Annotated in this window: 19 protein-coding genes and 1 tRNA gene; 4 read left to right on the plus strand and 16 right to left on the minus strand. The window is 50.0% G+C overall.

Annotated elements, in window-relative coordinates:
- Positions 1 to 56 precede the first annotated feature (56 nt).
- From ppx to LACSTY_RS12720, 3 genes are read right to left on the minus strand one after another with little or no spacing between them, the layout of a single operon-like run.
- Entirely contained in the window at positions 57 to 998 is a 942-nt protein-coding gene (gene ppx / locus LACSTY_RS12710; RefSeq protein WP_087912888.1) for an exopolyphosphatase, read from the minus strand.
- On the minus strand, positions 995 to 3,160 hold the full coding sequence (locus LACSTY_RS12715) for an RNA degradosome polyphosphate kinase (protein WP_049172807.1): 2,166 nt from the start codon (positions 3,158 to 3,160) through the stop codon (positions 995 to 997). The genes ppx and LACSTY_RS12715 overlap by 4 nt, the downstream gene beginning before the upstream one ends.
- Positions 3,157 to 4,686 (minus strand): Ppx/GppA phosphatase family protein, encoded by a 1,530-nt coding sequence (locus LACSTY_RS12720; RefSeq protein WP_087913302.1) that lies wholly within the window; start codon positions 4,684 to 4,686, stop codon positions 3,157 to 3,159. Before LACSTY_RS12720 ends, LACSTY_RS12715 begins: the two co-directional genes overlap by 4 nt.
- Before the next feature lie 463 nt (positions 4,687 to 5,149).
- On the opposite strand from LACSTY_RS12720, the gene LACSTY_RS12725 reads away from it, so the two are divergent.
- Complete coding sequence (locus tag LACSTY_RS12725; RefSeq protein ID WP_087912889.1) at positions 5,150 to 5,974, plus strand: class I SAM-dependent methyltransferase; 825 nt, start codon at positions 5,150 to 5,152, stop codon at positions 5,972 to 5,974.
- Positions 5,975 to 5,999: 25 nt separating this feature from the next.
- Positions 6,000 to 6,494 (plus strand): GNAT family N-acetyltransferase, encoded by a 495-nt coding sequence (locus LACSTY_RS12730; protein ID WP_087912890.1) that lies wholly within the window; start codon positions 6,000 to 6,002, stop codon positions 6,492 to 6,494.
- Between the two features lie 90 nt (positions 6,495 to 6,584).
- Here LACSTY_RS12730 and LACSTY_RS12735 read toward each other — a convergent pair whose 3' ends face one another.
- From LACSTY_RS12735 to LACSTY_RS12765, 7 genes are all read right to left on the minus strand, one after another.
- Positions 6,585 to 7,940, minus strand: a complete 1,356-nt coding sequence (locus tag LACSTY_RS12735; protein ID WP_087912891.1) for an MATE family efflux transporter — start codon at positions 7,938 to 7,940, stop codon at positions 6,585 to 6,587.
- Between the two features lie 264 nt (positions 7,941 to 8,204).
- Positions 8,205 to 9,065 carry a TPM domain-containing protein gene (locus LACSTY_RS12740; RefSeq protein WP_087912893.1) on the minus strand — a complete coding sequence of 287 codons (861 nt, stop codon included), beginning with the start codon at positions 9,063 to 9,065 and terminating at the stop codon, positions 8,205 to 8,207.
- Positions 9,066 to 9,073: 8 nt separating this feature from the next.
- Positions 9,074 to 9,682 carry a LemA family protein gene (locus LACSTY_RS12745; protein WP_010490914.1) on the minus strand — a complete coding sequence of 203 codons (609 nt, stop codon included), beginning with the start codon at positions 9,680 to 9,682 and terminating at the stop codon, positions 9,074 to 9,076.
- Between the two features lie 136 nt (positions 9,683 to 9,818).
- On the minus strand, positions 9,819 to 10,835 hold the full coding sequence (gene trpS / locus LACSTY_RS12750; protein ID WP_087912894.1) for a tryptophan--tRNA ligase: 1,017 nt from the start codon (positions 10,833 to 10,835) through the stop codon (positions 9,819 to 9,821).
- A gap of 301 nt (positions 10,836 to 11,136) precedes the next feature.
- Positions 11,137 to 12,462: a dihydrolipoyl dehydrogenase family protein gene (locus tag LACSTY_RS12755; protein ID WP_087912895.1), complete on the minus strand. Its 1,326-nt coding sequence runs from the start codon at positions 12,460 to 12,462 to the stop codon at positions 11,137 to 11,139.
- Between the two features lie 5 nt (positions 12,463 to 12,467).
- On the minus strand, positions 12,468 to 13,424 hold the full coding sequence (locus LACSTY_RS12760; RefSeq protein WP_087912896.1) for an ABC transporter ATP-binding protein: 957 nt from the start codon (positions 13,422 to 13,424) through the stop codon (positions 12,468 to 12,470).
- A complete protein-coding gene (locus LACSTY_RS12765) occupies positions 13,424 to 14,956 on the minus strand; it encodes an ABC transporter permease/substrate-binding protein (RefSeq protein ID WP_087912897.1) in 1,533 nt (510 codons plus the stop codon). The genes LACSTY_RS12760 and LACSTY_RS12765 overlap by 1 nt, the downstream gene beginning before the upstream one ends.
- Before the next feature lie 149 nt (positions 14,957 to 15,105).
- Here LACSTY_RS12765 and helD point away from each other — a divergent pair, with 149 nt between their 5' ends.
- Positions 15,106 to 17,394, plus strand: coding sequence for an RNA polymerase recycling motor HelD (gene helD / locus LACSTY_RS12770; RefSeq protein ID WP_087912898.1), 2,289 nt, complete (start codon positions 15,106 to 15,108; stop codon positions 17,392 to 17,394).
- 162 nt (positions 17,395 to 17,556) lie between these two features.
- The gene (locus LACSTY_RS12775; RefSeq protein WP_087912899.1) at positions 17,557 to 18,381 is read left to right on the plus strand and encodes a LysR family transcriptional regulator; all 825 of its coding nucleotides are present in this window, start codon (positions 17,557 to 17,559) and stop codon (positions 18,379 to 18,381) included.
- 24 nt (positions 18,382 to 18,405) lie between these two features.
- Here LACSTY_RS12775 and LACSTY_RS12780 read toward each other — a convergent pair whose 3' ends face one another.
- The 6 genes from LACSTY_RS12780 to LACSTY_RS12805 all read right to left on the minus strand — a co-directional run bounded on the left by LACSTY_RS12780 (position 18,406) and on the right by LACSTY_RS12805 (position 22,973).
- Entirely contained in the window at positions 18,406 to 19,377 is a 972-nt protein-coding gene (locus LACSTY_RS12780) for a TDT family transporter (RefSeq protein WP_087912900.1), read from the minus strand.
- A 157-nt stretch (positions 19,378 to 19,534) separates the two neighbouring features.
- Positions 19,535 to 20,182, minus strand: coding sequence for a CPBP family intramembrane glutamic endopeptidase (locus LACSTY_RS12785; protein WP_087912901.1), 648 nt, complete (start codon positions 20,180 to 20,182; stop codon positions 19,535 to 19,537).
- A gap of 181 nt (positions 20,183 to 20,363) precedes the next feature.
- Positions 20,364 to 20,436 (minus strand) — tRNA-Thr (locus tag LACSTY_RS12790).
- 241 nt (positions 20,437 to 20,677) lie between these two features.
- Entirely contained in the window at positions 20,678 to 20,935 is a 258-nt protein-coding gene (locus tag LACSTY_RS12795; RefSeq protein WP_087912902.1) for a Txe/YoeB family addiction module toxin, read from the minus strand.
- Positions 20,928 to 21,203 (minus strand): type II toxin-antitoxin system Phd/YefM family antitoxin, encoded by a 276-nt coding sequence (locus LACSTY_RS12800; RefSeq protein WP_087912903.1) that lies wholly within the window; start codon positions 21,201 to 21,203, stop codon positions 20,928 to 20,930. Before LACSTY_RS12800 ends, LACSTY_RS12795 begins: the two co-directional genes overlap by 8 nt.
- A gap of 168 nt (positions 21,204 to 21,371) precedes the next feature.
- The gene (locus LACSTY_RS12805; protein ID WP_087912904.1) at positions 21,372 to 22,973 is read right to left on the minus strand and encodes an ABC transporter ATP-binding protein; all 1,602 of its coding nucleotides are present in this window, start codon (positions 22,971 to 22,973) and stop codon (positions 21,372 to 21,374) included.
- Between the last annotated feature and the right edge of the window lie 35 nt (positions 22,974 to 23,008).

A 23,008-nucleotide genomic window follows, 5' to 3' on the forward strand; every position in this document is an offset into this window, starting at 1 on the left:
TCGCTGTTTGGACGCATTCCGTCAGCAAATCAGCATGCTTTTTAAGCAATGATTAACTAATGCTCCCGCTGCGCCACGGCCCGGCTGTTGAGGTGATCATAAAGCGCGCCTTCACGTAAGCCAAACTGGGAAAAGGTCAGCCGATCGGAATCAAGATACCGGATCATGGAAATCACCGGCACCAAGCCGCCCACAATAATGTCCGCCCGATACTTCGCTAATCCTGGAATGGCTTCCCGGGTCGCCAGATCAGAACTCAGAATCTCTTTAAAAATATTGTTCGCTTGCTGGGTTGGCATCCGATAACCATGAATCGCTTCGAAATCCGCAAGTTTTTCTTTGCGGCGCTCGATTTTGGCTAATGTCCGGTTACTTCCACCCAGTGCCACAATTGGCAGATTCTGGGCTCGCCGCAGCCACCAAACGCTATTGAAAGTTTGGTGAATGAACGTACTCAAGGAAAAATACTCCGCTGCCGAAATAACATCCGGGCTCAAAAAGCGTTCGGACAAATTGACCGACCCGAATGGAATCGATACCAGATGCTGAAGCTTACGATTCTGCACCAAAACCAGTTCAGTCGATGCGCCGCCAGTATCCATGATTAAGGCGTTTTGAATCGGCAGCGTATTGACCACCCCTAAAAAGTCATACTCGGCTTCACGCGTGCCGGGAATCACGCTAATCGTCAAGCCAGCCTCGTTTTTGACCCGCTTAAGAAAGGCCTTTTGGTTCTTGGCTTGGCGAACCGCTGCCGTGGCAACGGCTTTTAAGGAAATATCTTCATACTTATCCAGTTCGGTTTTGAACCCTTGTAACGCCTTCAATGTTCGGTCCATGGCTGCTGGCTGAAGGGTTCGCGACGTCCCCATATCTTCAGACAAGCGCACCATTTCCTTGAGTCGCTTGACCGGTTTCACGACTTCCTGATCAATCGACCAGATCGTCATCCGGGCAGAATTACTGCCAAGGTCAATTACTGCGAAGTGATGCGTCATGCATCATCATCCTCCTTTGGTGCCGTCATAGGAATAAATGCGTGCGTTGCGTGCAAATCCTCAGGTGCCTGATCAATTTCTTCACGCCGCAATGCTTCACCCATGGCGACTGCATGTTTAATGAAATAAGCCTGTGCATTAAGCTTGGTCACGCCGCGCAATTGCACGCGGGTCCAAGTGCTATCCGGCTGGAGAACGCGGGTTTTAACATTATCGTCCCACATAATCCCGAAGATCTTGATAATGCGCTCGCGAATATCATCTTGCAGAATCGGGAAAAGCAACTCCACGCGTCGACTTAAATTGCGATTCATCAAATCCGCCGAGGAGAGATAGACATTTTCCTGACCATCAGCATAAAAGTAATAAATTCGGCTGTGTTCCAACAACTGACCGACAATCGAATGAACCGTGATATTATCCGAAACGCCGGGAATTCCGACTTTCAGGTTGCAAATGCCGCGAACCAGCAGATGGATTTCGACCCCGGCATGCGAGGCTTCATAAAGTTTCTCGATCATGGCAGTGTCGGACAGCGAATTCATCTTCATCTGGATCAAGGCTTTACGACCGGCTTTAGCAGCAGCGATTTCCTCGTCAATTCGATCCATCAGATAGTCGCGAATGCCAAGTGGTGCGATGACCAGCTTGTGGAAATACGGTGGTTCCGAAAAGCCGGACAGCATGTTGAAAATATTCGATGCATCTTCCCCGATTTCGTTGTTGCAGGTGAACAATCCCATATCGGTGTAAAGTCGGGCGGTGACGTCGTTGTAATTCCCGGTCGCCATGTGCATGTAACGTTTGATGCCTTCTTCTTCGCGCCGCACAACAAGCGCCAACTTACAATGGGTTTTGAGGCCAACCAAACCATAAATGACGTGGCAGCCAGCATGTTCAAGTTCTTGCGCCCAATGCACGTTGTTTTCTTCGTCGAATCGAGCTTTCAATTCGACTAAGACAGTGACCTGCTTACCATTTTCAGCGGCCTGCTTCAGGTAACGGATAATCGGCGATTTGCTCGACACGCGATACAAGGTCATTTTCACCGCTAAGACTTGCGGATCCTGGGCAGCTTCACGGATAAAATCAATGACTGGCTGAAAACTGTCATAGGGATGCTGCATAAACACATCGCGTTCCTTGATGACGTCAAAGATCGATTCGCGCTCAAACGCCGGATCCATATAAGGCGTGAATGGTTTAAACAAAAGCTCTTTATGGCCGTGAACCTGCTTCACAAGCTTGCTGAGAAAATTCAGATCGATCGGCCCATGAATTTCGTAAATGTCTTCGTCTTTGACATTCATCGCCTTGGTCAGCCGCTTCCGCAGGTGTTTGCCCATGCCTGCCTCAATTTCCAGGCGCATCACCTTGCCGCGCTGACGCTTTTTAAGTTGTGACTGAATCTCTTTCATCAAGTCGGAAGCGTCTTCTTCAGCCACATCCATATCCATATCGCGGGTCACGCGGAACGTCGCCGTTTCCTTGATATCGGCGCCGACGAACAACTCACCGACGAACATTCGGATGACTTCTTCGAGTAAAATAAACACGTTGTCGCCGCCGGGCAGCCGCAAAACGCGCGGGAACACATCTGGCACCTGAACCATGGCAAATGAACGCGACTTATCATCTTCGCTATCTTCTGGCCGAACCAGGCGAATCGCCAAGTTCAGGCTGTTGTTGCCCAGAAACGGGAACGGCCGAGTCGGGTCGACTCCCATCGGCGTCAGAACCGGATAAAGTTCATAGTGAAAATAGTCTGACACAAAATCCCGCTGCTTCTGATTCAAATCGCTAGGATGCAGTAACTGAATATCCACTGCCGCCAATTTTGGCGTCAACGATCGCACCAATGTGTTGTATTGCTTTTCCACCATGGCGTGCGCCGTCTTGGAAATCGCATCAAGTTGTTCCTGCGGTTTCATGCCGGCTGCATCCGGTTTGTCATAATTAACCGTCACCATTTTCTTTAACGAAGCAACTCGAATGTTGAAGAACTCGTCCAGATTACTTTGGGTGATGCCCAGAAAACGGACGCGTTCCAGAAGCGGATTATTTTTATCCCGGGCTTCTTCTAATACCCGGTCATTAAACGCAAGCCAACTTAGCTCGCGGTTATTAAAATAGCGTGGTTTGGAAAAATCAAGCTTCTTCATAGCGTGTTTCGTCCTTTCAACTCAAGCCCTACTCCGAAAACCTCCGAGAAAAATTTTCCTTTTCGTGCCAACGTCCAGCGTTCCAATTCAATGTCATCATTTACTTTAGCTGACAACAAGACTTTGTTTGGCTTCACTGAGACGCGTAGTTGTTGAATTTTCTGCTGGCGGGAGGCATCGAGGCTGTCGGCCACGCGTAAAATGGCGGATAGCTTGGCGACAACTAAGCGGTTTTCGGTTGACATCATCGGAAAATTCTTCAAGTCTGACTGTGGCGTCACCGAGCTGTGGAAGCGGGTAATCGTTGCTACCATGGTCACTTCCAACTCGTTCAAGCCCATAATTTCCGAAGCCATAATAATGTAGTTCGAGTGAGCATAATGCTTGTGGGTTTCAATGTAGCTGCCAATATCGCTCACAGTTGCCGCCACTTCCAGCAACAGGCGTTCACGTTTGCCCATCCCATGCAGTTTCTTGAGCCGATCAAAAAGCTGCAACGCAAACGTGCGCGTCGCTTCCATATGTTTGTCGTCGACCTGATAACGTTTGGCTAAATTATTAGCGCTGATGACAATTTCTTCATCAGGATCGAAGCCGAGTTTTTTAAACCCGCCAGCGTGCGCCGCGTGGACTTCGAGGCCATCAATCGCTTTGAGATCCGAAATCCAGATTGATTGGCTATTCAGTGTTTCGATCAGACGATACACAAGCAAAACCGTTGGCAACACCAGCGATGTTTGACTTGAGGTCAGATCATAAGTATCGGCAAGGTACTGGTCGGACGCTTTCGTCACTTCATCGTAAAGCATGTCAAAGCCCGGCCGATCGGTTTCGACCTGCCGTTTGCCTTCCGGGATCAGATTTTGAAAAATCGACAAACTGCTGCCCATCAAAATCATGTTGGTATACTCAACCCCTTGCGGCAGCAAACGCATGAAATCCAGTAAGCGGCTGTCGATGTAATCGCGCATGACTTCAACATAGTTCGTCACCGAACGCTGAACATCGCTCATAATCTCATACACCCGCAACGGCCCTAGCGACAAGTTTCGGGAAAAGCCAAAGGTTCCTTGGCAAAAGGTTGTCAATTCGACCGAACCGGAGCTGATATCGATCAACACCGTTCCTTTTTGCGTGATCGAGGCAAACTGTGGAAATTTAACCATAATGGCCTGCGTACGGAAAAAGGCCTCTTCCGATAATGAAGTTGTCCGGATTAGCCAACCGGTGCGGGTATAAAGTTGGTCCCGAACAAACTCGGCATTGTCCGCCTCAGCCCAGCTAGTACTGGCGTAAACGTTAACCGTCGTCACGCCATAGTCCTTAAAAATCTGATTAATGGCATCAAACGCCTGCACAATGGTATCAACGGTTTCAGGGAGGATTTCGTGTTCGGCATAAAAATCATCCCCGATGGCAACTGGATATTTACCGCGTTCAATTGTTTTAAGTGTCCTTAAATTCGTGATGCTAAAAACGATGGATTGTGCACCGATCATCGCGAATCCCTGTATATTATTTGCCATGTCCGTTCCGTCCATTCTTTTTAAATTCACCAAAACCGAACCGTTCATCCTAATGCCATCATAGCACGGCATATTTTGGTTGCATGAGTTTTTAGCCAAGCCTTATTTATCTGCTCAGCCACTCCAATTCAAGTTTACCAAATATTTAGCCGATACTTCGCCGAATTTGGCGTAGATTCACAACTTCTTCCAATTATTTCGCTATCATATGGAGGCTAGGCCAATGTGACCCAGTATGACCACGGTTTATATAAAAATATGCGATTGTCGCCATCTTTTTGCGCAATCGCCAATATTTTTGTGATAATCTTAGACCATCATGAAACGACGCTGAAGGAAGTCTCACTTTTGACGCTGATCAACCTTCGTCACTCTGGAAAAAGCGATATCAGCTGTACTTTTTCCTTATAAAAAGAGACTGACTGCATCGTCCACATTTAACTTTACATAAAGGGAGTCTCTCATGAAGAATCACCTTGATGACATCACCAAACTTATGGCGCTTGGACCTACCGCTGATAGTTATGCCGTTCAACGTCGCCAAACTGCTCATCGCATTGCCATTGCCGACGCATGGCAAGTTAAAGCCGGTGAAAATATTCTGGAAATCGGTTGCGGCCAAGGCGACTTGAGTGCGGTTTTGGCCGATAGCGTCGGTCCCAGCGGCCACGTTACCGGTATCGATATTGCCTCGCGCGATTATGGGGCACCATTGACATTGGGACAGGCTTGGGATCACTTGTTGAACGGCCCGCTCGCCAGTCGGTTAACAGTGCATTTCAATACGAATCTCACCAACGGCCTCGGCACGTTAGCGGATCAGCATTTTGATCGAATCGTTATGGCCCACAGTCTTTGGTACTTTGAGTCGGCCAATGCTTTGGCGTTGCTCCTAAATAATGTGCGCACAATTGGTGATTTTGTGGATGTTGCCGAATGGTCGCTTCAGCCCACGGCACTGAACCAAATCGGTCATTTGCAGGCAGCAATGGTTCAAGGACTGCTTTATGCGATTGCTCCCAGTGATGTCGCCAATATCCGCACGTTGATTACACCGGATACCTTGACTCAAATAGCTCATGACCACACGTGGACCTACACTCCCGGGCAACTCATCGAGAATCCGGATTTGGATGACGCCCGCTGGGAAATTGCGACCACCAGTGCCTTGTTGACAGAGCTGAAGTTAAGCACCAATTTGCGCGATCGCGTGAAGCCGCAACTGGAAGCGATGCACCACAATGGGACCGCTACCTTGCCAACTTTTACCGGCCGCATCACATTTTAATTGCCAAGAAAGTCGATGATGAACGATGATCGAATTTAAACCGGCAACTGCCGCTGACTTGCCAAAAATAGTCGCGATTTACAACGAAACCATTCCGACGCATCGCGCAACCGCGGATTTACAACCGCAAACCGTGGCGCAAAAGTCGGCGTGGTTCGCCGCGCACAATGCCCATTTTCCGGCGTGGGTGATCCAAAACCACCACCAAACTGTCGGCTGGCTGACGCTCTCGGCTTACAGCGACCGCGCGGCGTATGACCAGACGGCTGAAATCAGCTTGTACCTTGACCAAGCCGCCCGCGGCCATCACGTCGGCACCGCCGCACTGGCTTTCGTTGATCACGAAGCCCCTGCCCACGGCCTAACCACAGTCGTCGCTCGGATCTTCGGCCACAACCAGACAAGCCGTCATTTATTCCAAAAATTCGGCTACGACCACTGGGGTCACTTACCGGCGATCGCGACTTTGCCAGAAGGCCACGCGGATCTAGAGGTTTATGGTAAGCATTTTGGGATATAGGCCCGTATATATAAACAGACAAATGAGTTTCCGCCGCAGTATTTGCGAAACTCATTTGTCTGTTTTTTTGTAACCTTGAATAGCGGCAACTCACTCTTGCTCACCGGCAAGGGTGTCTTCCTGTTGCCTGATACGCCGCATGGTGCGGACGTATGAGCTGACCAGCACTAACACGCTGCCGAACCATGCCAAGGGATTGGCGGCGGATGCGCCGGCAAAACCGAATGGGACGACCAGGAAAATTGCCGCAAACGCCCGCATGCCGAGTTCAAAGAAGCCGGCAACAGTTGGTACCAGCGTCTGGCCTAAACCTTGCAACAAATTGCGAATCGTGAACAGAATCGCCAATAACCAATACATGCTGGCGTTGTAATGGAAGTATGTCTGGGCTAACGCCGTGACCGCTGGCTGATTCGGGCCAAGGAACAAGTTAACGAGCGGTTTACTGAAAATAATAATCAAGGCCCCTAAAACCAGCGATAAGCCAACGTTAACAACCAGCGTTTGGTAAACGCCGCGGCGGATGCGGCCATAGGCTTTTGCACCCAGATTCTGGGCCGCAAATGTGGCCATGGCCACCCCGAACGAAGCAGAAGGCAACGTCGCCAGCTGATCAATCCGTCCAGCCGCCGTGTACGCTGCGACCGCGTTGGTGCCAAGTGTGTTGAGCATGACCTGTAAGATCACCGCCCCAATAGCAATGATTGACATTTGAAAGCCCATTGGCAGGCCCACTTTTAGATGGCGCAAAATATCCTGCCAATCGATTCGCAAGTCCCGACGCCGGATCACCAATAGCGGGATCCGCATGCGGATATACACCCAGCACAGCAATACCGCAATCACTTGCGCACTGACGGTTGCATACCCGGCACCCGCGACCCCCGAATGAAAACCAAGAATGAACCAGAAGTCCAACGCAATATTGATAATGGTCGCAATAATCAGGAAAATCAGCGGCGTTCGCGAATCACCCAGCGCTCGTAACATATTGCTCAGCAAATTAAACACCATTGACGCAATGATGCCAAAGTAAATGACCCGTACGAAGGCAATCGAATCGTCCATGATGTCCGGCGGCGTCTGCATCACCGCAAGTAACGGCCGGGTCATAGTGACCGCGCCGACCGTCAGAATCAGGGAAATGCCAAGCGTAATCCAGACACTCGTCCCAAAACTCCGGCGCACCCGCCGATAATCGTGAGCACCATAAGCTTGTGCCGTTAAGATCGACAATCCTGCCGTTGTCCCTTGGGCAAAGCCGATAATTAAAAAAACAATACTAGATGTTGCACCGACAGCTGCCAAAGCATCTTTGCCAATCGTCCGGCCAACAATCAGCGCATCCATAAAACTGTAAAGTTGTTGAAAAAGATTCCCGATTAACAGTGGGATTGTAAACAACACGATGAGTTTTAATGGTTTGCCAATTGTTAAATTGCGCATATCTAACCTCCAAAATTTGTAATGTTTGTCTGACTGCGGGTGGGGGAAGGCAAAGCTTCTTTCTTACTCCCATAACGCGCTCACCGGCGCAGAAGCCTGCACATAAGGACCTCGAGCCTAAATGGCCAAAGACCAGCCATTTAGGCTCGAGGCCACTTATGCTCTGGCTTCTAACCGCGCCGGTTCGCGCTCAACAATTTCACCACCATAGCACAAAAAACCAGACAGCTGAATAACTGTCTGGTAAATGAAACATATTTGCAATCAAACGTCGGCGCCACCGCCACCGGAGCTGCCGCCGCCCCAACTTGAGCCGCCGCCGGATCCGCCGCCAAAGCCACCACCGAAACCGCCTCCGCCGCCTCTTCGGCCTGCGGAGAGCAAGGCGTCAATGATCAGCCATAGCCAGAAACCGCTGTCGCCATCGCGGCGGCGACCTCCGCGGCCACCACCGCCACGGCCGCCGAAGATGACTGCAACAACGACAACCGCCAGGAAAATTAAAATGATTTTCCCTAATAAACTGCCGCCTTGACTGTGGCCTGTGCTGCGATACTGATTCATGGTTTCATCAGGCACCGTGTTCTGGTCTTTAGGAAACTTGTATTTCTTATCAATCACGGTCGCAACGGCATTAAACACCTTGCGCAACGCTCGGTTTAAATCCGCCTTGTTGTGTGACTTAATCGATTTCAGATTGCTGTCTAGAATCTGTCCGGCCAAGGCATCCGGCAAATCGCCTTCGAGACCATAACCCACTTCGATTCGCAGATTTTGTTTGCCATTATTGTCGGCATACAGAATCAGGACACCATTATCGGTACCCTTTTTACCAATGCCCCACTTTTGGAATAAATCCGGAGCATAGTCTGACAACGGATCGCCGTGCGTGGACTTCAAGGCTGCGACCGCAATTTGCGGCTGCTGCTTGGTTCCTTGATAGTAGCGATTCTTTTGGTCGACTAATTGCTTGGTAGCATCGTCAAGGTATTGATCCTGATCCAGGTAGTAATGGTCAGTCGGTCGTGCCGGCAGATCCTCGGCCGCTGCCACCGGATGGGCTGCACCGGCAAACAGCAGCAAGCCCGTCAGCGCGGCGAATAACCACGCTAAATGCCTGCGCATGGCGCCACCTACTTCCCGGAGCTGGAGCTATTACTTGAAAAATCAACGCTTGGTACTGTCTGGGCTGACGGGGTGGCTTTAAAGGTATCCTTCTTGCCCAAGCCCATCATGCTGGCAAAAATGTTCTTCGGGAACGTCACAACGCTTTGATTGTAATCACGCACTTGGTCAATATAGCGCTTGCGTTCAACCGCAATCCGGTTTTCACTGCCCTCAAGCTGCGTCATCAACGTGTTCACCTGATTGCTGCTTTGCAAACTCGGATAGTTTTCCTTGATGACGTTAATCAAGGTACCAACACTCTTATTCAGCTGATCATCAGCCTTGGCCTTACCAGTCGTTGTGTTCGCGTTCGCATAGGACTTGCGGGCTTCTGCAATCTCACCAAACACCTTTTGTTCCTGGCCCATCTGGCCTTTAACGGCATTCACCAGGTTAGGCACCAAATCAGCCCGGCGCTGCATGACGTTTTCAACCTGGCTCCATTGCGCTTCAACCGCCTGATTCTGCTTCGCAAGTGAGTTATAAGTGCCAATGCCAAAAATCAGGCAGATGGCGACAATCACGCCGAGCACAATGCTTGTAACTGCAACTGGACTTAGTCGTTTCGTTTTCATCATCAATTCTCCTCTGGGACACACCTCGGCAGCTAAAATCGTTGCTAGGCCAATTCGCGTCCGTAATCAAGTTTTTCACTTCCTTTTTATTTTACCATGCCGGTACCAATCAGCATCCGGCTAAAGACGGATCTGGTTATTTGAAGTAGTTGAAACCGATGGCATCGCGAACTTCCTGCAGGGTTTGATTGGCGACCACATTGGCCTTGGCCGAACCCTGTTTGAGCATTTCCGCAACCGCACCCATATCTTCCGCGTAATGAGCCCGCCGCGTGCGAATAGGTTCAAGCACAGCCTCCATAACATCGATCAGGTACCGCTTGATTTTGACATCGCCTAAGCCGCCGTGTTGATACTGCTCCTTCAGCTTAGCCACCTGTGCTTTATCCGGGTCAAAAATATCCAGATAAGTAAACACGACATTGCCTTCAACCTTGCCCGGATCTTCCACATGAATGTGGTTAGGATCGGTATACATCGACATGATCTTCTTCTTAACGGTATCGGCATCATCCGCCAAATAAATACCGTTGTTGAGGCTCTTGCTCATTTTTGCGTTGCCATCAATGCCGGGAAGGCGCCCTAAACCTTTTGGCGGAAAATAGCCTTCTGGTTCGACTAACACATCTTTGTGATAAGTACGGTTAAAAGTCCGCACGATTTCGCGGGTTTGTTCCAGCATCGGTTCCTGGTCATCCCCGACTGGCACGGTTGTCGCCTTGAACGCCGTGATATCGGCTGCCTGACTGACCGGATAAATGAAGAAGCCGGCCGGAACGCTATCACCGAATGCCTTTTGCTTAATTTCTGCCTTCACGGTCGGATTGCGTTCCAAACGATTGACGGTCACCAAGTCGAGATAGTAAGCGGTCAACTCAAACAGTGCCGGAATCTGGCTCTGGACCAAAATCGTGGTTTTTTCAGGATCAATCCCGACCGCCAGATAATCCAACGCGACTTCCAGCAGCGAATGCCGGATTTTCTCCGGATCATTCGCGTTGTCGGTCAATGCCTGTGTATCCGCAATCATCACAAAAGTCTCGTAGTCGCCTGAATTCTGCAATTCAACCCGATTCTTTAATGAGCCAATATAATGGCCAATATGCAACCGTCCTGTTGGCCGATCACCGGTTAAAATCACTTTTTTTGCCATGTCAGCTACCTCCTTCAATTAAAAAGGCGTCCTATGTTATTGCAACATAGGACGCCTGCGCGCGGTACCACCTAATTTGTCCGAATTTCGAACCACTCTTGGCTTAAGGCGCACCCACCGAACATAACCCAAACGACCCAACTTCACCTATCGCGGTCACCGGCTTCACAGCACCACCGACTCTCTTGAGACCGCTTGGATAGACTACTCATCACTTGGGTGAATATGAGTTTAGGTTAGCCAACTATAAATACAATGTCAATAGTAAGAGCGTGAACTGGTGCCATGCAACTCAACTAACTTAAAATAAATACTGCAAATCACTCTGTGCACTCGGATACGCATAGATCTGATTAAGCTCAGCCGGCTGTTTACCTGCATCAATGGCTGCGGCGAAAGTATTGATCAGGTCTTCTGCCAAGCTGGCCAGTACGACCGCACCGGCGAGTTTGCCGGTTGTTTTGTCGACAATCGTCCACACCTGCGCGTCCGGATCTTGCAGACGGTGATAGGTGTACCATTGGGTGGTATCGTTATGAATCACCTGATACCGATCAGGCGCAGCTTCTGCGTCTTCGAGGGCCACGCCGACTTTGGCAAGTTCGGTCGGTCCAAAGACAATCGTGGGAATCGCCGGATAATGAATCGGCTCCTGATCGCCCAGAATCTGGCTGGCCACATAGCGTCCTTCAAATCCGGCAACTGGTGTCAGTTTCGGTTGCGGCTTCAAATTCACATCGCCGAGCGCATAGATATTTGGAACGACCGTGCGCAAATGATCATCCACCGGAATCCCGCGGGTGTCCGCCTTAATCCCGGCATTAGCAAGACCGAGGTCAGCAACATTGGCAATGCGCCCCATGGCCGTAATCGCCATGTCGACATTCATGTCAAAATCATCCGCATGCAGATGCGTCATCGTGCCGAGCGGACTGATTTTCGTGAGTTCAACATTAGGGTGAAAATGAATGCCGGACTTAATCAACAACTGCTTCAATGCTTCGGTGGCAACTTTTGGAAAAGCCCGCAACAAGCGGTCAGAGTGGCCAATGATGTGCACTTCCGCACCGGCAGCAGCCGCAATATTGGCGAGCTCAACGCTGACATAGCCGGCGCCGATAAACGCGATGCTGGTCGGCAGCTCATCTAAATCCAGAAAATCGCGGCTTGTTTTCAACAAATTAGCGCCGGGGATATCCGGAAACCCCGGCGTATGACCCGTCGCAATGACAATATGTTCACCTGTGACATTTTGCGAACCGACTTTAACCGCGTGTTCGCCGAGCAACTGTGCCCGGCCGTATAACGTTTTAATGCCGGTGCGGGTCAAACCGTTCAATGTCCCCGCCGGAATGCCGCTTGTGTAACCACGTTTAAATGCCATCAAGGACGGCCAATCGATTTTAGCCGTTCCACTAATGCCAAAACCATTCATCCGCAAGGCGGCGTTTTTCACTTCGACACCGCGATACAGCATTTTTTTCGGATCACAGCCGTAGTTGGGACAGGTGCCGCCCCACAGATCACCTTCAATGACCAATACCTTCTGTTGCGCCGCGAGACCATAAGCAGCAGCTAAGCCACCGGGGCCGCCACCGATCACAATCGTGTCATAATCATATGCCATCACGATCACTCCGTTTCTGTATTTTGATCAACAAATGCGCTTGCCAGATAAGCAACCACACTATGAGTATTGACCACAAACGTGCCATGGTCACTATTCACCTGCAACGTTTCATGTGCATCTAACAGCGGCAATGCTTCCGCCAGCGTCAGGTTACCGCCCACTGCATGCCGCGCTGACTCGGCGACCGCAAACGGCGCGAGCTGGCTTAAGGTCACCTGCAACCCTTGATTGGCCTGTGCCCCTTTGAAAAGATCAGCCACAAAATCATTCGCCGGCTGGGTCGCAATCGCTTCCGGCGTGTCGACCTGCAAAAGCTTCCCACTGTGCATCACGCCGATCCGGTCACCTAACTTCATTGCCTCCGCCATGTCATGCGTGACAAAAATTACGGTCGTCTTCATAGCCTGATGCAGCTGCAGCAACATATCCTGCAGTTGGGTTCGCGAAATCGGATCAAGGGCAGAAAACGGCTCATCCATCAACACAACTTTAGGCCGTGAAGCCAGTGCGCGTAAAATACCGATCCGCTGCTGCTGGCCGCCTGAAAGTTCACTAGGCATGCGATCACGGTATTCGGCCGGCGGTAAATCAACCATCGTCAACAGCTCATCGGTTGCCTTGCGAATCTTTTGGCGCGACCAGCCTTTCATTTCCGGAATCACGGCAATATTTTGCGCAACGGTCATGGTCGGAAACAACGCAATTTGTTGCAACACGTAGCCTAGATTCCACCGCAAATCGCGAACCGGATAATCCGTGAGCGGTTTGCCGGCAAATTTAATGGTGCCGCTTGTTGGCTCAACCAGGCGATTAATCATTTTCAGCGTGGTCGTTTTGCCGCTGCCGGAGGTCCCGACCAAGACAAACAATTCACCTTGCTCCACATTCAGGCTTAAGTCATCAACCACTGGCTTGCCATCGTAGGCTTTGGTCACGTTTTCCAAGCTAATCAGTGCCATCAGCGCGCCTCCTTTAGCAGACCATGCCGGACAAGGTAACGATGCGCCACTGTTGCGGCTTTTTCGCGGCGGACACTGACCGCATAGTTCATATCCTGCATCTGCTTTTCGGTGATGTGGTTCGCCAGCTTATTTAACGCCGTTACCAAATGCGGGTGGTGCTTGGCAAAACTGCTGCGCATGAGTGGCGCGCCGCGATAAATCGGGAACAAACCTTTGTCATCCTTCAAAGCGACAAGGTGATACTGGCGCAACTGGGCGTCGGTCGTGTAGCCGTCAGTCAGATTAATCTGCCCGCGATCCAGTGCCTGATACCGCAACGACGGATCCATTGAATCGACCTTGAACTGGAGGCCATATTTCTGCTTAATGCCTTTATACCCATCCTGCCGATCGATGAATTCCAAGTCGAAGCCGGCGCGAATCGACGGCGCAATTTTGGCCAAATCGCTGATCGTCTTCAGCTGGTAGCGCTTGGCAAAACTGGCTTTGACAACCAGCGCATAAGTATTGTTGTAAGCCATGGGTTTCAGATAGCGTAACCCTTGCTTAGCGAGCAGTTGCTGCGCCAGCGGAGAATTGTTCTTACCTGCTGCCACTTGCGTCTTCTGGGCGGCAGTCGGCTTCGTCAAGCTTTCCAGCACCGTCCCGGAAAATTCAGGGTATATGTTGATCTTATCGGTTCGCAGCGCATTGTACAAGAAGCTCGTCTGGCCAAAATTCGGTTTCAGCGTCACCTTCACATCAGGGTCGGCTTTTTGGATTAATTCCTTATACATGCTAATTAAAATGTCCGGCTCACTGCCTAATTTGCCGGCAATCGTGATCGTTTCTTTAGGTGCCGTCGCCCAGTTGTAAACCTGGGTGCCAGCAAAGCCCAGTAATACAATACCAACCACGCTGACACTCAGCTTCCAATTGACTTTTTGCAGTAAATTCAGTAGCCACGAAAAGACAATCGCCAACAACGCCGCCGCCAGCGCACCCATCAAGGTCAATGAAGCATCGTTGCGATCAATGCCCAGCAGGATAAACGTCCCCAGTCCGCCGGCGCCAATCAACGCTGCCAAAGTGGCGGTCCCGATAATCAAAACCATCGCGGTGCGCACACCGGATAAAATGACCGGCAACGCAATCGGCAATTCGACTTTGAACAATTTGCGCAGTCGGCTCATGCCAAATGCATCGGCGGCTTCTTCATACGACGGATCGATATCCTGCAGTCCGATATAAGTATTTTGAAAAATCGGCAGCAGTGCGTAAACGACCAACGCAATGATCGCCGGCACCGTGCCGATACCGACGAATGGAATCAACAACCCTAACAAGGCTAATGAAGGAATTGTTTGCAAAACGCCGGTTACCTGAAGTAAAACTGCCGCTACTTTGGGATGCGTCTGTACCCAAACAGCGAGCGGAATGGCAATGATGACTGCCAAAACAAGCGCAATCAGCGATATTTCAATATGTTGTCCTAAGGCATTGAGCAATTCAACGTGGCGCTCGGAAACCGTCCGCCATAAATCAGCCATGTCAAACCTCCATTTACTTTAATTATTCATAAGTGTACCACCTTGATTTCCAATGCAACAACATGCGTTATGTCGCATTGCTTTACTTTTCAGGCCGCTGGGCGTAAGATTATCGACACTATTTTAAACACGGAGAGGAGCGCCGTTTTATGAAAAATGTAACCAAAGCGGAAGAGCAGGCACGTGTCACGGCGGTTATCGAGAAGCTGAAGGCAAGGTTAGCGGCTATTCATGATCAAATCGAAGCGGCGCACCGCGAGACCAGCCGCATTGAACGGGCTTACGGTGAAAACACGAAAGTCAACGTCACCGAAGTCGATGACCAAATGGAAACCAACGCCGCTGTTCAGCAGCAAAAAGTCATGGTCGCGCGGGCCGTTGAAAACGAAACGATCCTCAAACACGAAGGTGATCGCCTGACGCTACTGGCGGACAATCCTTATTTTGGCCGTATTGACATCGATGAAGATGGCGAGCCGGACACTCTTTATATCGGGACAGCGACGTTCATTGATGAGAATGGTGATTTTCTAGTGTATGACTGGCGCGCGCCGATTAGTTCCATTTACTACAATGGCACGCTGGGTGATGTCACCTATGAAACGCCGGCCGGAGAACAACACGCGGTTTTGAAAAATAAGCGCCAATTCCAAATTGAACATGGTCATATCAAAACCATGTTTGATACCAACGAAACCGTCGGCGATGAAATTCTGCAGTCGGTTCTTGGCGATCAATCCGACGAATACATGAAAAACATCGTCGCGACGATTCAGCGGGAACAAAATGATATTATCCGTGACACTTCCAGTGATTTGCTGGTGGTGCAAGGGGTCGCCGGTTCCGGTAAAACCAGCGCCGTGCTGCAACGCGTTGCTTACCTGCTGTACCACAGTCGCAGCGATCTGGACGCCGATCAGATGGTGCTCTTTTCGCCAAATAGACTTTTTGCCAACTACATTTCCCAAGTGCTGCCAAGCCTTGGTGAAAAGAACATGCGTCAGGCCACGTTATTTGAATTTTTGGCCAACCGCTTTACCGGCTTGCACGTGGAAACCCTGTTCGAACGGTATGAACACGACGCAGCAGGCTTGCCGCAAGCCGCCGAAACCATTCGCCGGTTCAAAGAAGCCCCGAGTTACTTGGAAGCCATCTATGACTTTGCCAAAAATCCGGACCGCACGCCGCATTTCATCGATGTTGAGTTTAATGGTGAAACCTTCTTTTCTGCCGCTAATATCGCCAAGATCTATCAATCGCAACCAGCGCTGATGCAGCCAGTCGACAAGTTTACGGCCACTAAAAATGCTTTGATCAAGCGCTTAAATGCCCGCATTCATATGGAGGCCAAGCAGGACTGGACGCAGTTGCAGGTGTCGGATTTATCGCAAAGTGAATTAGAAACCCTGACCGCCGATCATGAATTTGCGACCGGTGAAGACGAGCAGCAATTCGTGTCAGAGGCTATTGTCTCCAAGGCGTTTGCCCCGATTTACGATGCGCTTTACAATGATCACTTCTATGATGTGTTCCAGGATTACCAGCACTTCATGGCCCAAGTTGATGCCCCGGTCAGCGACTCGATTTGGCAGACCATGATCACGGCCTTTTCCGATGGGATCGAATCACATCACTTACGTCTGGAGGATGCCGCGCCACTGCTGTATTTGCGCGATCTGAGTACGGGCAGCGGGCAAAACAGCCTGATTCAGTATGTCTTTGTCGATGAAATGCAGGATTTCAGTATGGCGCAATTGCTGTATCTGAAGCACGCGTTCCCTAAAGCGAAGTTGACGTTGCTCGGGGATGCCAAGCAGGATGTCTTTACCAGCAACTATCAGCCTAGTGACTTCATTCATGAAATCAAAGATGTTTTTGCTGGCTATAAAATTCGGCTCATTACGTTAAACAAGAGCTATCGTTCGACGCAGCCAATTACGAATTTTGCCAAAGCCTTGTTGCCTGAACACGACCATATCCAAGCCTTCAATCGCGCTGGTGACAAGCCGGAAGTTCTAACGGTTCCGCGCGCAGATGGGGCCGCGGCCTTGTCCAAGTTGGTCACGCGGCTGTTGACGGCTGATGGCACGGTGGCGATTTTAACTAAAGACGCCCAGACTGCGGATCAGCTTTACGCGACGCTCAAGCTCGACACCCCGGTCACGTTATTGTCAGCAAATGATCACAGTCTTAAAAGCGGTTGTGTCATTCTGCCGGTTTATCTGGCCAAGGGGCTTGAGTTCGATGCGGTCGTGGGTTGGGATGTCTCCGCATCAACCTACCAAAATGAAGCCGATCGCGATATTCTCTATACCCTGTGCTCCCGCGCGTTGCACCATTTGAATCTGGTCGCGCTGGACGAGCCTAGTCCATTGATCACAGCATTGCCGACTGATCTTTACCGGCACGCTGGCGATGCTTCGGAAGCAAGGGTTTAGTTCTTTGCTCGGCTAATATCAAAAATATCAAAAAAAATCGGCACTAACGATGAAGTTTTTCTATCGCTAGTGCCGATTTGATTTTGCAGTTAATATTATGTTAACTTATCAATAAAATATTTTTAATCAACGTTCTAAATAAAAATCCCCGGAGGCAACGTCTTGTTCAATCTGCTTCGAACCTTCATGGCGGTTTATGAAACCCGCAGCTTTTCCTTGGCCGCCGAGCAGCTGTTTTCCAGTCAACCGACTGTTTCGCATCATATTCACCAACTAGAACATGAGCTGAATGTTTCCCTTTTTGAGCGGAACAAACGCAGTGCCACCATTCCGACAGCGGCTGCCGATATCCTCTATGAATTTAGCAGCAACATGCTCGCTGACTGGGATAAAACCAAGCAGGCGATGCAAAACACTGCCGCAACCGCTTCGGTCGAGTTGAATATCGGCATTTCGCAAAGTGTTGCCGTTGTCCTGTTCCCGAGTTTGGCACGCGGATTGAAAGCAGCCTTCCCTTATCTGGAATTCAATGTTGCCGTTTTGAATTCGCTCCAAGTGGTGAAGCAGATGGAGGCGCGGCGGCTTGATCTGGGATTTATCGAACAACCGTTAACGCTAAAAGGTGCGGTTAGAACCACGCTTTGTGCCGATCAATTGGTCGTGGCAGGCTGGCCTACCGGTACCTGGCTCATGCGCGAGGAAGGCTCCGGCATGCGCTATTACACAACTGCCTATCTACAAGAAGCCGGCATCACACCCGATCATCTCATGACCGTTAACAACAACAGCATGCTCCGAGCGCTGGTGCAAAACAAGGTCGGCCAGGCGTTGCTGTCGGATCGGATCGTCCCCCAAGAAGTGCCGCAGCAAACCATCGGCGCAAAGTTTCGTCGGCATTTTTACCTGTTGCAAAATCCCGATGTTCACTGGCCGCACAAGCAAGCCATGCTGGACACGATCCAGCATTTAGCCAACAAGGTTGACTAAATCACCGCCATCGCCCTCATCTAATTAATCAGCCGTATCCCGCGACGCTCGCTGAGTCTGCCAGGCGGCGCGAATATTTAAGTGCAAAAAGCGCAGGTAATGACCCGTGACGAATACCAGCATCAACGTCGCAACCAGCCATTCGCTCCACCGCACCACGCTTAACAGGTTATGGGCAACACCGGTTTTTGCAAAAATGCCGATAAACCGCGTTAACGCTGTTGCAGAGATGACCAGCGGAAACGTAAACGCAGCAAAGCTTGGGTAAAACGACAACCACGTGTACTGGCGAATGCTGAAGAGCGTACCAAAATATAAGCCTTGGGCGAAGATCAACATGCCAAGTGCAAACCAGAAATTAGGCTGATTGAAGCTGGCGAGATAACCGGTCAAGCACAGCGAGGCCGGTGCCGCCATAATGGTTAACAGTGGCTGGGTAGCCTCTGGTAATGGTACCACCCGCACGCGATGCACGACTACAGGAAACAACGCGGCATACAGGACAAATGCGATCCAGAAAAGCGGTTGCCCCAAAGCAGGCACAAATTGGGCACTGGTCACCGGAATAACGCCTAATCCGACAAACGTGACGAACCAACTCGGGTAAATCATGTGCCAGGCTTTTTGCTGCGTGAGCAAGTGCCGAGACAGGAAGAATGCCATCAGACCGAAGTGAATGAGCACCGCCATCACCCACACAACAGTCGCTACTTGGATAGGCATCCCCCAAGCGGTGAAGTAGGTGCACAAAATCATGAGCGTCATCGAAAATGTCGGCGACACCGAGGCGATGATCGGATCCTGTAAACTTTTGGCAGCATGAAGCGGGGTCAGGCAAAGCTTCAGTAAAATCACCGCAAACAGCAAAAGCGCCACAATCCCGGTGACATCCCCCGCCAATTGCCATCCGGCTAATTTATATAAGTTCCCTAACGATGCCAGGCCCAGCGTCAAGCCAGCCATTGGTAACGGTACTTTTTTCAAAAATGTTGTCATGTCAGCCTCCTTCGCATGCCATTGAGTCTAACAAGAATGACTGGTGGTAGCTAAATGAATCTATTGCATCGTTAATATTCAGAAACTGAATAAGACTTAAAAACGTTGACAGTCAGCCGCAAAGCCGACCGTCAACGTTTTTCAGTCCGCACACGATTTAAACTAACAGGATCGTGGCATTGTTAAGCATGTGTAAGCCAATCGAATAGCGCATGTCGCGGGTTCGCAGATAGGTCCAGGCCAAGACACCACCAAGCGCTGCGTAAATGAAGAGGTTGTAGTCAATCCGTGACCCGACAACGTGGGCAAAGCCGAATGCAAAGGCACTGACTAAAATGCTGACCCACTGCCACTTGCGCTGTCTTAATGAGCCAAAACTGTTCATCAATAAGCCGCGAAAAAGGTACTCTTCAACAATTGGACCGCCGACCACGGCCAATAATTTAATGCCCCAAGGATAAGTTTTCACCAGATGAAGTAAATTGCTCTGATTCGCTGCTTGCGGGGTATGTAACAAATGCATCAGTAGCGAATTCGTTAGTTGAATGACGAAGAGCAAGCCGATTCCCTGCCAAATGACAGCAGACGGATGTTTCACCGTCAAGGGACCTTGCTGCCGATACCACCGGCGATAGACCAGCATTAACAGCCCGATCAATGCCCCAAACGAAATGACAAACGCGCCAATCGCGCCATAAGCACCCCACGCCGCTTCCCCGCGAACCAGTGCCAACTCAGCAAAAGAGTATAAGATAAACCCAATGCCAACGCCTAATACCTGTAAAAAAGAATGGAATATTTTCAAAGTTAACGTCCTTTCAAGGGAGAGTCGTTACTGTTTCATGATACCAATAATTTCTCGAGCACCAAAATCCTAGGCCTTCGTTGCTCACGCACATCGTTATAAGGCTCGTTGGCGTTCGACCCTTTTAATTGCAGAAAAAAAGCCCAACAGATCAACTGACCTGTCAGGCAACGTCATTTGCAGCCGTCTATCGGGCTTGAACCGACGACCTCATCCTTACCATGGATGCGCTCTACCGACTGAGCTAAGACGGCAAATGTTTCGGTTGTTTAAAAACAACTGCCTAATTAATGTACACTAAATCTCCAGCACTCGCAAGCCTTTTTTGGAAAAAGTCGTCTGGATTGTCGGCCGCCAGCGCTTTTGTTGCAGTCAGGAATCAGGTGATCTCCATGTTGAAAATATACAGACGATGGCTTTTCCTTCGATCGGGACGTCATCCGTATCCGTGCAACCATGGACCTCCCTGTAAATCATCCGAGTACTACCTACTTTCTAGTAATGATCGCGACAGGAAATGATTGTCATTGTGTTTGTCTCAATTTCGTAAATTAAGCGGTGTTCTTGCGTGATTCGACGCGACCACATGCCAGACAAGGCGTGTTTCAACGGTTCTGGTTTACCCAGGCCATCAAACGGTGTCCGATCAATCGACGCGATGAGTCGATTGATTTTTCTGACCGTAGCTTTATCACCTTGCTCAAACCAACTGATGTAGTCGTGCCAGGCATCGTCAGTCCAGCGCTTAATCATCCCCGCCACCGACATCTTTTAAATCATGCTGCCGGGTTTTACCAGCGGCAATCTGAGCTTGGCCACGGCGGATCTTGGCCATGAGTTCAGGATTCGATAAGATCCTCATCGTTTCTTGCATGGCATCAAAATCACGTTTATTCATCAAGACTGCAGTATCAGCCGCATTATCACGGCTAGTAATCAAGAGTGGCGTAGCGTCATCATTGACTGCTTGAAGGTAGTGCTTGAGATTGCGGCGGAAAACTGAGTAGGAAACAGCGTCCATGAGATCAGCCTCTTTCTGGGATTCATTGCGTGAAAACTTGCTGAGTTAATTGTACAACTAAATGTACAAGTAAGCAAGACTTAGCGGACGGCCGAAATCCCTAAATGAAAACGTTGAGCGTCGCAACGAGCACAGACACATCTCAATCCCCATCCCGACACAATCGCCTCAAACCGTGATCACGCGGTCGAGTTGATCTTTAATTTCACGACGCAGATTATGGGTCACCATGATCAATGTGGTTTTCGGCAGTGATACCAGCAGCTTTTCAATGGAGAGTCCGGCTTTGGCGTCCAGTGCTGCGGTGCCTTCATCGCTGATGATGAGCCGGCTTTGTCTGATCAGTCCCCGTGCCAAGGCAATGCGCTGTTTCTGCCCGCCTGACAAATCACCACCATTGTGTTCCAGTACCGTATCTAACCCTTGTGCTTGATGTTTCATAAATTCAGTCAATTGCGCACCTTTGATGGCCTGTTGTAACACATCGTCATCCACTTGCCGCCCAAGCGTTAAATTAAATCGCAGCGTGTCGTTAAAAATGTACGGAGCCTGTTCGATGTAAGTAATCTGATCCCGTAAAGAACGCGGATCAAGCTGCCGGTAATCGTGACCATCCCAGGTGATCTCACCGCGATAATCGGCCAACACATCGCTAATAAGTCGCAACACCGTGGTTTTCCCCCGCCCAGATGGCCCGACAAGCGCCACTTTTTGATTGGCCTGCAACGTCAGGTTCAGATCATTAATGACCGGCTCGTTTTTATGCGGGTATGTAAAGGTCACATTTTGCAGCTTGATAGCTTCGGTCAGCGGTGTCACAGGCGTTTTCGCCTCTTGTGGAGCCGGCGCTGCCTTGGCAAACTTAGCGAAAATCGGGGCAACCGACTTGACGGTGGTCAGGGCAAAGCTCATTAACGTCAAGCCGCTAAATGTCGTTCCTGCGACAGAATGAATCGTCACTACCGCGCCAACTGGAATGATGTGATTGTAAGCAAGTAACCCGGCCTGAATCAGTAAAAATAGCTGGCTCCCCAAGTTAACCAAATTGATCAAAAACTGAGTGGCCATATTGAACTGAATGTAACCGACCTGCGCATGGCCAGCGTCATCCGAAGCCTGCTGCACCCGCTCCACCATGACGTGACGCCGATTGGCCATGAAGAGCGTATTAAACCCTTCAAGGATATCGGTCAGACGATTGGTCAACTTCTCGTTTTCCTGACTCCATGTTGCCGCGGCGGCGCTTAGCTTTTTGCGATAAATCATCGGTACCGTGATTAAGAGCACGGCGCAAACCAGTGTCGTGATAAACAGCGAAGCATGATACGTTAACAAAACGAAAATACTGAGAACCACCTGCCAACTGGCCTGAATGAGATATGCGACATTGCGTAGCCCCTGCGTGTTAATGGTGTTGACATCATTGGTCATCCACGAGGTATACACCGCATCCGACCGAGAATGGTACTGTTCAAACGGCATCGTCGCAATGCTCTTGGTGATCTCCGTGCGAATGTCATTGTTCAACCGGCGTTGGAGCGAGATCTGATAAATGTTGACCAACGTCTGCACGACCAATTGCAAAATCGTCGCTACGACCATCACGATTGCCGCAGTCACGAACGCATTGACCTTAAATTGAGTCAATGCCGTAATCATGTTCCCGGTAAAAATCGATACCGCAGTCATCGCAGCAATCATGACGCCATACATTAAGATAAATAAACCAAACCGCCATTTTAGTCGGAAAAGATACTGTCGAAAAGTCACTGAAAATACCTCTTTTCATAAGGAACACGATCCGT

It is taken from the genome of Lacticaseibacillus styriensis, from assembly GCF_030770295.1.
Lineage (GTDB): Bacteria > Bacillota > Bacilli > Lactobacillales > Lactobacillaceae > Lacticaseibacillus > Lacticaseibacillus casei.